Origin of the sequence: Tenacibaculum sp. nBUS_03 (assembly GCF_051201695.1) — a bacterium.
Taxonomy (GTDB): domain Bacteria; phylum Bacteroidota; class Bacteroidia; order Flavobacteriales; family Flavobacteriaceae; genus Polaribacter.
Genome location: NZ_CP179214.1, coordinates 3,262,710 through 3,278,360, shown reverse-complemented (window position 1 = coordinate 3,278,360; position 15,651 = coordinate 3,262,710). Strand labels below are relative to the sequence as shown.

Sequence of the window (15,651 nt, the reverse complement as noted above, 5' to 3'; positions counted from 1 at the left end):
TTGTTTATTATTTTTTATACTTAGCTAATAAGTCGATTAAAGAAATTGAAGCGTCTTCCATATTATTTACAATACTATCAATTTTAGACACGATGTAGTTGTAAAAAATCTGTAAGATAATAGCTGCAATAAGACCAAATACTGTAGTTAAAAGTGCTATTTTAATACCAACAGCAACCACTGCAGGAGAAATATCATTTTGAACAGCAATAGTATCAAAGGCTTTAATCATTCCAATTACAGTTCCCATGAACCCTAACATTGGAGCCAAAGCAATAAATAAAGATAACCAAGAAATGTTTTTCTCTAATAATCCCATTTGAACACCACCATATCCAACAACAGCTTTTTCAGCAGCATCAATACCCTCATCAGCTCTTTCTAATCCTTGATAAAAGATAGAAGCAACAGGACCTTTAGTGTTTCTACATACCTCTTTAGCTGCTTCAACACCACCTGAACTTAAAGCTTCATCAACATTAGCAACTAATTTTTTAGTATTCGTTGTAGCCATGTTTAAATAAATAATTCTTTCAATTGCAATAGCTAAACCTAAAATTAAAGCTACCAATACAATTCCCATAAACCCTGGATCTCCCTCAATAAAACGTTGTTTTAATTCTTGACGAAAACCTTTACTTGTTTCAGTTGCTTCCTGTGCTTGAGTTGATTGAATAGCTCCTAAAAACATAAATCCTGCAATAGTTAGGATATTTACTACTTTCTTCATTTTGTTATAATTAATTTTAAATAGTTAACGAGTTAAAAATACAAATTTTACTGTAATTTTAATACAAAAAAACTAATAAGTGGCATATTTAGTTACACTTATCGTATTTTTTCATTTTTAGAGTGGCAAGTAACAAAAAAATGTTGGTTCTTAAAAAAAAATTAACGATTTTATATATTAACACTAACACTTTAGTCTTTTTACAAGGTATTCAGGCACTTATAACACAAAAAAACTTTTTTTTGGGGCTTATTTGTTAATTTCTCCTCTAAGAGATAGCTCAAAATATTCTTTAAATTGACCTTTTGTTAAGTTTTCACCTAATAAATACATCATTTTTGCAACTGCAGTTTCTGTAGTTATATCCTTTCCATCAATAATCCCTATTCGCTTTAAATCTGAACTTGTTTCATAATGGCCTAAAATAACACTCCCTCCTTCACATTGGGTTACATTTACAATGTAAACATTATTATTTACAAATTCTTCTAATAAATTTAAAAACCATTTTTGAGTTGGAGCATTTCCTGAGCCATATGTTTCTAATATGATACCCCTTAAACCTTTAATATGCTTATAACTTTCTACAACTTTTTCAGTTATACCAGGAAATAGTTTTAAAATAGCAATGTTATTATCTAACTTTTTTCTGAAAATCAACTTTTCTTCTTTATTTTTAGATCTTAATAAAATAGGGTAATTAAAATTTAAATGAACACCACTTTCAACTAAAGGAGGATAATTCATAGATGCAAACGCTTCAAATTGTTCTGCACTAATTTTTGTAGTTCTGTTAGCCCTGTATAGCTTATACTCAAAATACAATCCTACTTCTTGAATTACAGGCTCATTATTTTCTAAGGTAGATGCAATTTGTATAGAAGTAATTAAATTTTCTTTCGCATCTGTTCTTAAATCTCCAATTGGCAATTGAGAACCAGTAAAAATTACAGGTTTTTGCAAATTTTCTAACATAAAACTAATAGCAGAAGATGTATATGACATTGTATCTGAACCTGTTAAAACTACAAACCCATCAAATACCGAATAATTTTCAGCTATTATTTCAGCTATACTTACATAATAATTAACATTCATATTAGACGAATCTATCGGCTCATCAAATGATATTGTTTGTATTTCACAATGTAATTGTTGTAATTCAGGTATCTTATTAGAAATTTGACTAAAATCAAATGCTCTTAATGCTCCTGTTTTATAATCTTTAACCATACCAATGGTTCCTCCTGTATAAACAATAAGTATTTTCGGCTTTTTTGTCATTTTGACATTTTATTAGTAGTTATTATATTATGGAATAATTTATGCGGTAAATTTATTAACTTAAAAAGAATTAAATTAGAAAAAATTTAAAATTATGGGTTTAGAATATTATATAATTATTGGAGTTATGGCGCTAGTAAGTTCGCTAATTAGTAATACATTAAAACAAAAGTTTAAAAAATACTCAAAAGTTAGCCTACGCAATGGTATGAGTGGCGCCGAAATTGCTCAAAAAATGTTGAATGATCATGGTATTTTTAATGTTCAAGTTATATCTACCCCTGGAATGTTAACTGATCATTACAATCCTAAAAACAAAACAGTTAATTTAAGTGAAGGTGTGTATAATGAACGAAACGCAGCTGCAGCTGCAGTTGCTGCTCACGAAGTAGGACATGCTGTACAACATGCTAAAGCATACAGATGGCTAGAAATGCGTTCAAATTTAGTACCAATGGTTACAATATCTTCAAGATACTCCCAATATTTAATCTTTGGAGGATTATTTTTAGGTGCAGCTTCAAGTTTAGGGTATTGGGTTTTAGCTGGTGGAGTAGTATTAATGGGGATAGGTACTTTATTTAGCTTCATCACCTTACCTGTTGAATATGACGCAAGCAATAGGGCTTTAGCTTGGTTAAAAGCTAAAAATATAGTAACAAGGGAAGAATTTGCAGGATCAAAAGACGCTTTAAAATGGGCCGCAAGAACATATTTAGTTGCAGCTTTAGGTTCTTTAGCAATGCTTGCTTATTGGGCTATGAAATTAATGGCGGCTAGTAGAGATTAAAATTTAACTTCATTTTTTTTAAAAACTTCGGATATTCCGAAGTTTTTTGTGTTTTAAAGCAACTATTTGTAAAATTCATACGTCTTTATTTTCATAAAATGTGAATATCTGTTCAACGGAAAAATAACCTAATTCATCAGGTTTCTATTTCAATATTTTAATAAACAACGCACTTTTGAGGTGTCAAAATGAAAAAAGACTAACATGAAACTATTAACTACTACTTTTTTATTATTCTTTGTAATAACTACAACTTTTTCTCAACATAATATTAGCGGTAAGGTAATTGACCAGAACAACATAACAATACCCTTTGCTAATGTAATTTTAAAAGAAAAAATGCTAAAGTAGAAAGTAATGGTTCACGTCAAAACATCCAATTACGATTAACTTATAGTTTTGGATCTAAATTTGCAAAGAAAAAATCTAAACGTAACTCCTCTAGAAATGAAGAAAACAGAATTCAAGACAATAATTAATACTTTCGTGCAAGATGAACTTTAAACCTTTTATTACAAATGGTCCTAACTTTTTAAATATTGGTTTATTACTTTTAGCTTTAAATTATTTAAAACAAAACAAGTTAGGTATGAAACTTTTAGTAATTACCACTCTTATTGCATTTTTCGGTAGATTTACCCGTTCAAGGTTAATCTATGTTTATGCTATTACTACTACCAGATACACTATGATATTTTACAAAAACAAATCGATTGATGAATACCAAACTCAATAAATCAGATTTTATTCTTCTTAGTATATATTTCATTGTTTCATTTATTATGCAAGCAAGAGATTACTATCTAAGAGAAGCATTACTTCGAGAGTACCTTATTGATTTTCCTATAGAGATTTTCATGATTACCTCTATTGTATTCTTATATATTTTTTGGCTTATCCCTAAGCTAATGATTAATAAACAATACTTCTTATTCACACTATTTGGAGTTTTTATTCTTGTTTTTTTTCAGGAATAGATTATGTTGTAGGGTATTGGTCTGGGAATAATGACTGGTCAAAATTCCCCAAGCCAATCGATTTCTTTTTTAAAATAATAGATCGTGTAACATACTCTACGGCCTTCCCTTTTACCCTTTTATTAACCAAAAAATTCTACGAAGGGCAAAGTCAGATATTAAAAATTGAAAAGCAGCAAAAAGAAAATGAACTAAAGCTATTACGCTCACAAATAGATCCACATTTTCTGTTTAACAACTTAAACACATTAGATTCATTAATAGATTCTGACTCAGAAAAAGCAAAAGAATATATTAATCGCTTATCGTTAATTTACCGATACCTCATCCAAACAAAAGATGCAGAAGTTATGGAGCTACAAAGTGAGATTCAATTTGCTGAAAACTATATTTTTTTAATTGAAACTCGCTTTGGAAATGATTATAAGTTTACCGTTTAAAAAGAAGGTGATATTACAGATAAATTTATACCAACTGGAGCATTACAAGCTCTCTTAGAAAACGTAGTAAAACATAATAAAGCTAGTAACAAAGTCATAAAAACACAAATTAAAGTAACAAATGATTGGCTTACTGTGAATAATACAAAATCTAATGCCCCTAACAAAGAAAGCTTAGGTACTGGTTTACAAAATTTACAAACTCGTTATGAATTATTATCTGACAAAAAAGTAGATATTAAAAATGCCAATAGTCGTTTTGTTATCTCTATACCAATAATCAAATTGATTGAAGAAAACTAACAACATGTTTTAAAATGAAAATACTAATTTTAGAAGACGAAATACCTGCATCTCAAAAGTTAATAAATTACTTAAACGATATTTTTGGTAAAGAATTCGTTCATGATTTAGCACGTTCTAATTCAGAAGGAAAAAACTTACTAACTAAAAATAAGTATGATTTTATTTTATCCGACATTCAATTATTAGATGGAATATCTTTTGATTTATTTGATGAAGTTACTATAAATTGCCCTATTATATTTTGTTCTGCACATGACGAATACTTGTTTAAAGCTTTTAACACCAATGGAATTGCTTACATATTAAAACCTTTTTCAAAATCTGATTTTAAAAAAGCAATAGAAAAATATCAAGCTTTATTCAACAAAGGAAACTACAACAACCTTAACACTAGTACAATATCCAACCTTAAATCTGCATTAAAAGAAGAGAGCTCCTCCTATAAAAAACGTTTTGTTATTAAAAAAGCTAAAGGCATACAACTTTTAAACGTCACTAATATTAGCTTAATAGAAGCATCAGGTGATTTTTGCATTGCTACAGATAACATAGGAAAACGACATACAATATCTCAAAACTTAGGCACTGTATTTCAACAATTAAATCCGAATAAATTTTTTAAAATAAATAGAAGTCAAATTATCAGTATTGATTTTATAGAAAATATTGAAAATCATTTTAAAAATAGACTACTGATATCATACACTGGAGGAAAAGAAAAAGCTATGACAAGCTCATCTACAACTTCTGACTTCAGGAAGTGGCTTGAGTAATAAAAAAAACTTCTTTCGTTGCCAAAAGAAGTTTTTAAAACAATATTTGAATTGTATTTTTTATAAAGTTATAATACTGATTCTAATTGTAGAATTTAAGCTATATTTATTTAACTTTATCTACATTTTTTGCCACCTATAACTTTTACCTTAAAATTATTTTGTTAGTATATTTTTTAACACCATCTGTCATCTTAACAAAATAAACCCCTTTTGAGCACCTATTTAAATCAAGTGGAAGCTTATTATTAGTTAACTCTCTTGTTTTACTATATACTAGTCTTCCTTGTACATCAAAAACTTGTGTATAAATTTCTCTTGAGTTAAAATTTAACAACGACGCATCTATAGTAAAGTTTCCTTTAGAAGGGTTTGGATACAACCTCATTTGCTCATCTAAAATTGTATTTTCCCCTGTTCCTAAAACCTCTTTTCCTTTTACAATTGCTATAAAACCTTTTGAAATACCTTTTCCTGATAATTGAATATCTTCACTAAAAGAACCAATACTCTTAAAATAACCTCCAAGTGCAACTTCCCCATTATTTTTAACTGCAACACCAGAAGTATTAGACCTAGAAGAAGATGCTAATGTCTTTACCCATTGTATATCTCCAGCACTATTATATTTAATTACACAAGAATTATAAGCTCCTTCATAATCAGTATCAAGCTCAATAACATCATTAATAAACAACTTTCCCTTATAAGCAAAAGACAAATACAAACTACCTTCTTCATCAAGATCTAAGGAAGAATAATTGTAAATAATATTACTACTCCCTAAGGTTTGTACCCACTCAAACTTATTATCCTTATCTATTTTTGCGTAGTAATTATTCCATCTTGTTGGGCGTGAATCAAAACTGGGAGTAATATCACCAAATAAAAAGTCTTTACTACCATAAGAAAATCCACTTACATATTTATTATCATTGCTATCACTGATAATGGAAGTAGGCCAAGAATTATAGTTAGCCGGATATGCTGCATGAGCATAATTAAAAACATTTAAAAAATTAAAATTTTCATCTAACTCAAAAAATATATTGTTACCATTTTTAGTAGGGTCACTTCCTGGCTTGTTAAAAACCTCTCCCTCATAAGTTACCGTATCACCTACAAGTTCACCTACTATAAAAGTTTTACCATTTGTACCTCCAATTGCATCTAACACATAAGCATTAGATGAAGCTTCTATAGTAACTGTTTTGTTTATTGTTAAATCATCATTAAATAAAGTAACTTTTGCTGTTTTTACACCAGTTGATTGGCAAACCACAATTTTATTATTATCAAGAGAAGCGACGTCAAAAAACTGATATGCTTCGTTATTGGGTGGGCTAACCGTAGTATGATTAATTACAGAACCACTTTCTGAAAACTTAGCTACAAAAAGTGTTTCTACACTTTGATCATTCGAAATAAAAGTATCATCACCAATTGTTAAGTTCCCTTTCACATTACCCGCCAAGGCAACAACTCCATCTACAAAACTAATTGATTCTCCTATTCTTGAGGCAGGAGTAAATTCTCCTGTTATATTTTTACTCCAAATTATATTGTTTTGATAATCTCCTTTTATTAGTGTATACTTAGTTGTGTAAGTTGTGTTTGTTTTTCTCCCATCACTTATTAAAGCGTAATAATAATTCTCTTTATCAGAAACTAAATCTACTACATCTGAATCATCTCCATTCTCACTTACAAACTTTATTCCCCATTGCTCGTCATTATTAATAAGTTTAGTTATTTGTAATTGTAAATCTTCCTCATTAATAGTTGATTTTAATTCTTCATTATTCAATCCATAAATAGACTTATTAACATTATTTCTTACTTCCGTTATAATATTACCATTTAAATCAGCCGAAAGTGTCAAGTTATTTAAACTTGTTACCTTTTTTGATTCAAATAAAAAAGTCAGTTCTTCGTTTTCATTGTACCAAAAATCTATGTTTGAAACGGAAGTATGATACGTTTCATAAGCATCCTGTTCAAAAGCTCTAATAGCATTAATCTCTCCATTACTTGTATTAATATTTACTACAAAAGGAAATAATTCTCTTTCATTATTAGATACTTGTGGAATAGCCATGTTGTTTATTGTAGCCTTCCCACTAGTAACTCCAACTAAGTATATCTTGTTATCTTTTTCTAATAAACGCCCTAGTTTAGACGCTTTAATGGTAACATCTTGTTCGTATGAAGTAACATACGCCCACTCTGCTTCCTTATTTTGATCTAAAGACGCATAAAAAAGTCCAATTCCGCCTCCTACGAAATCCAATTGAATAGCGTCAATTAGTATTGTTTGGGTAATCTCTCCAGTTATAATAATAGAACTATTTGAGTAAAGAATATCGGTTAACTTTAAATTTTCATCAAATGACTTTACTAATGACATACCAACATCCCCCGATTTGTAAATATTATTACCTATAGCTACCAATGCTAATCCATCGGAAGTATCTACACTTAGTCTTGGTGTACCTTTAGGAACGCTAGAATCATCTGGAAAAGTAATTTCGTTCATATTCGATAATTCTCCTGAAGCGGTATATCTAGCAATGAAATAATTCTGAGTCCCGTTCCCACTCAATACAGTCCCAGAAAGTTTATCTCCAAATTTGAAACTCCCGACCAGGTATATAAAATCATTGTGTATTTGAAATTGGTAGGCATTTACACTACCATTAACCTTGGCATCACTTTGTGTAACCCATTGCAATATCCCATCTGAATCAAACTTGGCTAAATAAATATTAGAGTTCCCTCCTTCACTACTTAAAGTCTCAGTACCTATGGTGGTTTCGCCGTAAAAATTCCCTAAAACATAGAGGTTACCATCGGTATCTTTTTGCATTTCAATTACAATTTCTTTTCCATTTCCTCCAAAAGTAAAAACATTCTTCCAATCTGGTGGATTTCCATGTTCAGAAGGTATTACTTGTGCACTAGTTGTTATCGTTGTTAATACTACTAAAAAAAGTAGAAGTAATTTTCTTATCATATTCATTTATTTTTATTTTATAAAGCTTCTTTAATTTTTATATCAATTTTAAGCATAAAAAAAAATCAAAAGCAAAAAATAAAGCCCTAAAAACAATAGCTAAATTATTTATTAGTCATTTAGTTTCAAAACAGCCATAAATGCTTCCTGTGGAATTTCTACGTTACCAACCTGACGCATTCTTTTCTTTCCTTTTTTCTGTTTTTCTAATAATTTACGTTTTCTAGAAATATCACCTCCATAACATTTTGCAGTAACATCCTTACGTAAAGCCTTAGTTGTTTCTCTTGCTATAATTTTTGCTCCAATAGCTGCTTGAATAGGAATATCAAATTGTTGTCTTGGAATTAACGTCTTTAACTTCTCTACAATTTTCTTACCTATTGTATACGCATTATCTGCATGTAATAAAGCCGAAAGAGCATCTACCGGTTGCCCGTTTAATAATATATCTACACGTACTAACTTAGATGGTCTCATTCCTATTGGAGAGTAATCAAAGGAAGCATACCCTTTCGATACCGTTTTTAATCTATCATAAAAATCAAAAACAATTTCGGCTAAAGGCATATCAAAAGTCAACTCAACTCTTTCTGTGGTTAAATACGTTTGATTTACTATTTCTCCCCTTTTTTCTATACATAAACTCATTACTTGACCAACAAAATCAGATTTTGTAATTATAGTAGCTTTTATGTAAGGCTCTTCTACCCTATCTAATCTTGAAGGATCAGGTAAGTCTGTCGGATTATTCAATAAAATAATCTCATCAGGATTTTTCTTTGTGTATGCATGGTAAGAAACGTTAGGAACTGTAGTAATTACAGTCATATTAAACTCACGTTCTAAACGCTCTTGAATTATCTCCATATGAAGCATCCCCAAGAAACCACATCTAAAACCAAAACCTAAAGCGGCTGAGCTTTCAGGTTGAAATACTAATGAAGCATCATTTAGCTGTAATTTCTCCATTGAATTACGTAATTCTTCATAATCTTCAGTATCTACAGGGTAAATCCCAGCAAAAACCATTGGCTTTACATCCTCAAAACCATCTATTATATCAGTTGTTGGATTTTCAAAATCAGTTATAGTATCACCTACTTTAACTTCTTTTGCTGCTTTAATTCCAGTTATTAAATATCCTACATCACCAGTATTAACCTCTTTCTTGACTACTTGTTCTAGTTTAAGAGTACCAACTTCATCAGCAGTATACTGTTTTCCTGTAGCTACAAATTTTATTTGTTGATTTTTTTTAATCGAACCATCAATAACTCTAAAATAGGTTTCAATTCCTCTGTAAGAATTATAAACACTATCAAAAATCAGCGCTTTCAATGGTGCTTCGGGGTTTCCTTGTGGTGCTGGTATTTTATCTATTATTGCAGATAAAATATTATCTACTCCAAAACCAGTTTTACCACTTGCATGAATTACGTCATCAGGATCACACCCTAATAAATCTACTATATCATCAGTTACTTCTTCTGGGTTAGCACTTGGCAAATCTACCTTATTAAGTACAGGTATAATTTCTAAATCATTTTCTAACGCTAAATATAAATTAGAAATTGTTTGAGCCTGAATACTTTGAGCAGCATCAACAATTAATAAAGCTCCCTCACATGCTGCAATAGAACGAGATACCTCATATGAGAAATCAACGTGTCCAGGAGTATCAATTAAGTTTAAAACATAAGGCTCTCCATTATGAATGTAATCCATTTGAATAGCATGTGATTTAATAGTTATACCACGCTCACGTTCTAAATCCATATTATCTAATAATTGATCTTGCTTTTCACGTTCAGTAACTGCTCCTGTATAATCTAACAATCTATCTGCTAATGTACTTTTTCCGTGATCTATGTGTGCAATGATGCAAAAATTTCTAATGTTTTTCATGTATCTTAATCTATATACTGATGACCGACAAAGATACGTTAATTAGATGCTTAAGCAAATAAAAAAAGAACAGTTAGCCAACTATGTACTAAGGCCTAAAAAATATAATACATTTTAAGAAAAAAAATGCTTATATTTATTCCAAGGAAAATAAAACCTAGATAAATAATATCAAAACTGTGGTGAATACCTCATCTCATTAAAAACACAAATTGTCACTATCTCATTCATCATTGTTTTTTCCTTTTCATAGGTTTATATTTCGTTCTCAACAACCTTATTAATACATAGTAGACTTACTTTTAGTTTGTTTGTATTAATAAAAGATTTTGATTTTAAAAACTCAAAATCACAACGTAACAAAAAACTAATAACTTAAATTTCATTAATCATGAAAAATCTCACTACTTTTCTTTTACTTTCATTATTAACCGTAGTATTAAATAGCTGTTCTTCTTCAGAAGTTCCAATCCCCCCTCCAGTCACAGAAAACATTACATACAGTAAAAATGTAAAAGTTATTATTGATAATAGTTGTGCAACCTCTGGGTGTCATTCTGCTTCAAATCCAGCTGCTGGATTATCTTTAACAAATTACACCCAAGTAAAAAACGCTGCTCAAAATGGTAGTTTGCATTTTAGAATAGACAATAACACAATGCCTCCTAGCGGTCCACTTGCATCAGACAAAAAAAATATTATTGACAAATGGAAGTCTGACGGGTATATAGAGTAATTTAAAAAAACGTATGAGACTTTTAATTATATTTTTAATTTTTGGACAAACTATTTTTGCTCAAAAATATATTACCCGAACTGGAATAACAGAATTCAAAGCATCCGTTGATGCTTTTGAACCTGTTGAAGCTATTAACAGTAGTACTTCTGCTATTCTTACTAAAAAAGGAGACATCGCTTCTCAACTTTTTGTGAGTGCTTTTTTATTTAAAGTAGCGTTAATGCAAGAACATTTTAACGAGAATTATATGGATTCTGACATATATCCTAAAGCAATTTTTAGAGGTAAAATAGAAAATTTTGATTTTGAGAAACTTTCTTCTGATGAAACCTACACTTTAAAAGGGAAACTAACCATTCGAGGTATTTCTAAAGAACTCTCTTTTCCTGTTTTATTGAGTAAAATCAATAAGAGAATTAACTTAAAAGGAACTTTTTCAGTTAACCCTAAAAGTTTTGGTATTGAAATACCAAATATTATCAGAAAAAAAATAGCTCGCAAAATAAATATCACTATAAACTATGAACTTTCACAAAAAGAGTAAATGGATATTATTCATTGTTGTCATACTTCTTGTAAGTGGAATAATTGTATACAATCAAGTATATAAGCCTCACAAAACAACAGAGGACATTGAAGCTGTTTACTCTGGTAGCGTAGAAAACTTTATAGAAGAACTTCAACATGATTTTAATAAATGGAATACTAAGACAATTGAATTAGGAGGCACAATAACTTCTGTTGTAAAAAATGGCTTTATTCTAAATGATTTTATTTTTTGTCAGCCAAGGAAAGATATTCACTTAACAAAAAAACAGGGCGATAAAATAACAGTAAAAGGTACTATTATAGGATACGATGAATTACTAAACGAATTAAAACTAAACCAATGTATAATAAAATAATAGATGTAAAAAAAACACTATTGTCTTTCACTTTTTTACTACTATCATCTTTTACTTTACATGCACAAGATGATTTACTAGATGAATTAAGTAAAGAACCAAAACCAGTAACAAAATTTAACTTACCCGCATTTAAAACATTAAAAATAGCAAATTTACAATCTACTAAAATTGCTGACAAAGGTGATTTATACCTAATTGTTTCTCATAGATTTGGACCTTTAAAAAATGGATTTGATAGCTTTTTCGGTTTAGATGATGCATTTACTAAAATAGAACTTTTATATAGTTTTTGGGATGGAATTCAATTTAGTATTAGTAGAGAATCATTTGAAAAAACCCTGGCTGCCACTGCAAAATTTAGAATAACAAAACAATCTGATCAATTTCCACTCAACCTTGTTGGATATACTACTATTAACAGAAATACTGAAATCAAAGACGCAACTTTTCCAAATTACACATTAACGGATGCCGATAGATATAGTTACTCTGTTCAAATTTTAGCTTCACGAAGGTTTTCAAAAGAATTTTCATTTGAATTTGCTCCAACCTTTATTCGTCAAAACTTACAAGTTTTAGATGTCGTAAAAGAAGCAAACCATAATCAAATTGCTTTAGGCTTTGGAGGAAGATACAAACTAAGTAAAAGAATAAGCTTAAATGCTGAATATGTTCATAACTTTAACAGACATAAAGACTCAAATTACACAAACCCTTATGCTTTTGGTATTGATATAGAAACTGGAGGGCATGTATTTCAATTATTATTTACAAATTCGCAATCTACTAACGAACCGGGCTTTATAAGCAAAGCTAGTGGTGATTTAGTATTTGGATTTAATATAGTTAGAGTGTTTTAATCACTTGTTTATATATTGTTACTTTTAAAAGTTTCCTTTTCAGGAAACTTTTTCACATCTTGTATTTAAATAAGCTATAGACAGAGAATATTGTATATTTGCCGCTTTAAAACATTGAATATTTTGGTTAAAATTGACACTATAGAACTACCTGATTTCCCTCTTTTACTAGCACCTATGGAAGATGTAAGTGACCCACCGTTTAGAGCTTTATGTAAAGAAAATGGTGCTGATGTGGTTTACACTGAGTTTATTTCTTCTGAAGGTTTAATTCGTGATGCCGCTAAAAGTGTTATGAAGTTAGATATTTATGAAAAAGAACGACCTGTTGGTATTCAAATTTTTGGTGCCAATCTTGACTCAATGTTACGCTCTGTAGAAATTGTAGAAAAAACCAACCCAGATATTATTGATATTAATTTTGGTTGCCCAGTAAAAAAAGTGGTATCAAAAGGAGCAGGTGCTGGTATTCTAAAAGATATCGATTTAATGGTTAAATTAACCGAAGCGATGGTTAAACATACCCAACTACCTATTACTGTTAAAACACGTTTAGGCTGGGATCATGACTCAATTAAAATAGTTGAAGTTGCTGAGCGACTTCAAGATGTTGGCTGTAAAGCTATTTCTATTCATGGTCGTACTCGTGCCCAAATGTACAAGGGTAATGCTGATTGGGCTCCTATTGCTGAAGTAAAAAATAATCCAAGAATGCATATTCCTGTTTTTGGAAACGGAGATGTTAGTTCTCCAGAAAGAGCAATGGAAATGCGTGATAAATTTGGCTTAGATGGTTGTATGATCGGTAGGGCTTCTATTGGATATCCTTGGTTTTTTAAAGAAGTTAAACACTTTTTTAAAACAGGTGAACATTTACCTACTCCTACCATTTTGGAACGCACTGAAATGGCCCGTCGTCATTTAGAAATGGCTATTGACTGGAAAGGTGAGCGCTTAGGTGTTGTTGAAACAAGAAGACATTATACTAATTATTTTAAAGGGATTCCTCACTTTAAAGAATATCGTCTTAAGATGGTAACCATGGATGACCCAAAAGATGTCTTTGACACTTTTAACTTGGTGAAAGATAAGTTTGGAGACTCTTCTGTTTTATAAATTTATCGGGAAACAAATTTTACTATTTTTCAATAAACTTAACAGAAATTCTAGAACTAGCAATTTTAGCTGCTGTGTACCCAAGAACTATGATTGTAGTAGCTACTACTAATAAATTTACCCACCTAAACTCAACTGGATAAGGTAAATTATAGGTTATCATAAATACACCATAATGAAGTTGAATTAACACCAAACTTACACCCAAAGCTAAACCTAATACCATTCCTACTAAAACAAGTAAAAAACCTTGATATACGAAGATATTTTTGATCTCTTTAATGTTAGCTCCAAGACTTAATAACGTTTTTAAATTTTTCCTTTTATCAATAATCATCATTATTATTGAGCCTATTACGTTAAATAAAGCGATTATTATTATCAATGTGAATATTAAATAAGATATGAAATTCTCTGTATTTACTACTTTATAATACAATGCATTCAATTGCTTTTTGGTTTTAACAACATAGTTACTCCCTAAACTATTTTGTAATTCATCTCTAACAGCAGCATTGTTAAAAGAAGCTTTTAGTTTTAGCTCTAATCCAGTTACTATATTTTCAGAATAGTTAAGTAACTCTCTAGCTAGATCGATATTGGTATATACGTATTTATTTTGAAACTCTTCGGAACCAGAATATACTCCTATAACCTGAGTGCTCACTATATTGAAAGCATTATTAGGATTTATAAACCCCTTCCCTGGTTTTGGAACAAAAATTTGTAAAGGCTCTCCAAAATCTAAAACACCTAATGAAAGTTTGTAAAAAATACCATATCCAACAACTGCAGTATTCTTATACTGAAAATCTAACCATCTTCCAACCGTTAAAGAAGAATCTATAGTTACTATTTGATTATATACCTCATCAACACCTTTTATATAGGCTATATGATTTTTATTTTTATACTTTAAAGAAACACGTTCTTCTATAATTTTTGAACTTACTTGAATAGCTTTATTATTTCTTAATATTTCATCAATTTTCTCTGTATACAAAAAAGTCTTCCCTTTAGAAGGTGTAATTTTTATAGCAGGATCTGAAGCCTCTAACAACGAATCACTAAAAGTACGTAGACCTGAAAATCCAGATAGAACAACAAACAAAGCTATGGTACCAACCACAACACTAAAAGTTGCTATGAATGTAATTATATTAATCGCATTTGTACTGCTTTTAGAAAACAAGTATCTTTTAGCTATGTATAAAGAAAACTTCAATAGTTAATTATGCTTATTAGAATTTGATTGTTCAAATTTATGCGTTTTTTTTAAACTATTCTCTTTATATTTTCAATACTTAACAGAATTACAAATAAAAAAGACTACCTGAATAACAGGTAGTCTATATTTTTTAATAAAATTGAAAATGTTAACGTTTTTGACGTTTAGGTAAAACATCTGGGTTTTTAATCGGATCAATATCTTCTCCTTTCAAAGACTTGTCTATGTCTTCAATATAATCTAAACTATCATCTCCAAAAAACAATAACTCAGGCATTCTTCGTAATTGATTTTTTGTTCGTTGAGCCATTTCATGTCTTATTAATGGAGTGTTAGATTTAACTCCTTCAATAATTTCATCTCTCTTATCAGAAGGAAAAACGCTTAGGTATACTTTTGCTACTCCTAAATCTGAGGTAACTGACACTTTAGATACCGATATTATTACCCCTCTCATTCCATCTTGAGCAGCTCGTTGCAAAACATCCACTAAATCTTGTTGCAATACTCCTGCAATCTTACGCTGTCTATTTGTTTCTTCCATATTGCAAATTTAGGGAATATTTTCTTCCTAACAGA

At 29.9% G+C, this 15,651-nt stretch carries 16 protein-coding genes; 10 read left to right on the top strand and 6 right to left on the bottom strand.

What is annotated here, in order from left to right; genetic code table 11:
• Nucleotides 1-7: 7 nt before the first annotated feature.
• Nucleotides 8-730 (bottom strand): MotA/TolQ/ExbB proton channel family protein, encoded by a 723-nt coding sequence (locus tag ACMFBB_RS14975; protein ID WP_435261552.1) that lies wholly within the window; start codon nucleotides 728-730, stop codon nucleotides 8-10.
• A gap of 249 nt (nucleotides 731-979) precedes the next feature.
• Nucleotides 980-2,014, bottom strand: a complete 1,035-nt coding sequence (locus ACMFBB_RS14970; protein WP_435261551.1) for an asparaginase — start codon at nucleotides 2,012-2,014, stop codon at nucleotides 980-982.
• Nucleotides 2,015-2,108: 94 nt separating this feature from the next.
• On the opposite strand from ACMFBB_RS14970, the gene ACMFBB_RS14965 reads away from it, so the two are divergent.
• The 5 genes from ACMFBB_RS14965 to ACMFBB_RS14945 all read left to right on the top strand — a co-directional run bounded on the left by ACMFBB_RS14965 (nucleotide 2,109) and on the right by ACMFBB_RS14945 (nucleotide 5,300).
• Nucleotides 2,109-2,804, top strand: a complete 696-nt coding sequence (locus ACMFBB_RS14965) for a zinc metallopeptidase (RefSeq protein WP_435261550.1) — start codon at nucleotides 2,109-2,111, stop codon at nucleotides 2,802-2,804.
• Nucleotides 2,805-3,297: 493 nt separating this feature from the next.
• Nucleotides 3,298-3,540 (top strand): hypothetical protein, encoded by a 243-nt coding sequence (locus tag ACMFBB_RS14960; RefSeq protein WP_435261549.1) that lies wholly within the window; start codon nucleotides 3,298-3,300, stop codon nucleotides 3,538-3,540.
• 186 nt (nucleotides 3,541-3,726) lie between these two features.
• Nucleotides 3,727-4,221 carry a histidine kinase gene (locus ACMFBB_RS14955; RefSeq protein ID WP_435264318.1) on the top strand — a complete coding sequence of 165 codons (495 nt, stop codon included), beginning with the start codon at nucleotides 3,727-3,729 and terminating at the stop codon, nucleotides 4,219-4,221.
• Between the two features lie 135 nt (nucleotides 4,222-4,356).
• Nucleotides 4,357-4,524 carry a hypothetical protein gene (locus ACMFBB_RS14950; RefSeq protein ID WP_435261548.1) on the top strand — a complete coding sequence of 56 codons (168 nt, stop codon included), beginning with the start codon at nucleotides 4,357-4,359 and terminating at the stop codon, nucleotides 4,522-4,524.
• Between the two features lie 14 nt (nucleotides 4,525-4,538).
• Nucleotides 4,539-5,300, top strand: coding sequence for a LytR/AlgR family response regulator transcription factor (locus ACMFBB_RS14945; RefSeq protein ID WP_435261547.1), 762 nt, complete (start codon nucleotides 4,539-4,541; stop codon nucleotides 5,298-5,300).
• A gap of 145 nt (nucleotides 5,301-5,445) precedes the next feature.
• Here the strand turns inward: ACMFBB_RS14945 and ACMFBB_RS14940 are convergent, their stop codons facing one another.
• Nucleotides 5,446-8,313, bottom strand: coding sequence for a T9SS type A sorting domain-containing protein (locus ACMFBB_RS14940; protein WP_435261546.1), 2,868 nt, complete (start codon nucleotides 8,311-8,313; stop codon nucleotides 5,446-5,448).
• Between the two features lie 111 nt (nucleotides 8,314-8,424).
• A complete protein-coding gene (gene lepA, locus ACMFBB_RS14935) occupies nucleotides 8,425-10,221 on the bottom strand; it encodes a translation elongation factor 4 (RefSeq protein ID WP_435261545.1) in 1,797 nt (598 codons plus the stop codon).
• A 391-nt stretch (nucleotides 10,222-10,612) separates the two neighbouring features.
• Between lepA and ACMFBB_RS14930 the strand changes: the two genes are divergently transcribed.
• The 5 genes from ACMFBB_RS14930 to dusB all read left to right on the top strand — a co-directional run bounded on the left by ACMFBB_RS14930 (nucleotide 10,613) and on the right by dusB (nucleotide 13,844).
• The gene (locus tag ACMFBB_RS14930; RefSeq protein WP_435261544.1) at nucleotides 10,613-10,957 is read left to right on the top strand and encodes a hypothetical protein; all 345 of its coding nucleotides are present in this window, start codon (nucleotides 10,613-10,615) and stop codon (nucleotides 10,955-10,957) included.
• A gap of 13 nt (nucleotides 10,958-10,970) precedes the next feature.
• Entirely contained in the window at nucleotides 10,971-11,504 is a 534-nt protein-coding gene (locus tag ACMFBB_RS14925; RefSeq protein ID WP_435261543.1) for a YceI family protein, read from the top strand.
• Nucleotides 11,482-11,865 (top strand): hypothetical protein, encoded by a 384-nt coding sequence (locus ACMFBB_RS14920; RefSeq protein ID WP_435261542.1) that lies wholly within the window; start codon nucleotides 11,482-11,484, stop codon nucleotides 11,863-11,865. The genes ACMFBB_RS14925 and ACMFBB_RS14920 overlap by 23 nt, the downstream gene beginning before the upstream one ends.
• The gene (locus ACMFBB_RS14915; protein WP_435261541.1) at nucleotides 11,850-12,728 is read left to right on the top strand and encodes a DUF5777 family beta-barrel protein; all 879 of its coding nucleotides are present in this window, start codon (nucleotides 11,850-11,852) and stop codon (nucleotides 12,726-12,728) included. The genes ACMFBB_RS14920 and ACMFBB_RS14915 overlap by 16 nt, the downstream gene beginning before the upstream one ends.
• A 123-nt stretch (nucleotides 12,729-12,851) precedes the next feature.
• The gene (gene dusB, locus ACMFBB_RS14910) at nucleotides 12,852-13,844 is read left to right on the top strand and encodes a tRNA dihydrouridine synthase DusB (RefSeq protein ID WP_435261540.1); all 993 of its coding nucleotides are present in this window, start codon (nucleotides 12,852-12,854) and stop codon (nucleotides 13,842-13,844) included.
• A gap of 22 nt (nucleotides 13,845-13,866) precedes the next feature.
• Here the strand turns inward: dusB and ACMFBB_RS14905 are convergent, their stop codons facing one another.
• Complete coding sequence (locus ACMFBB_RS14905) at nucleotides 13,867-15,069, bottom strand: ABC transporter permease (RefSeq protein WP_435261539.1); 1,203 nt, start codon at nucleotides 15,067-15,069, stop codon at nucleotides 13,867-13,869.
• Between the two features lie 151 nt (nucleotides 15,070-15,220).
• Complete coding sequence (gene rbfA / locus ACMFBB_RS14900) at nucleotides 15,221-15,616, bottom strand: 30S ribosome-binding factor RbfA (protein WP_435261538.1); 396 nt, start codon at nucleotides 15,614-15,616, stop codon at nucleotides 15,221-15,223.
• Nucleotides 15,617-15,651: the final 35 nt, after the last annotated feature.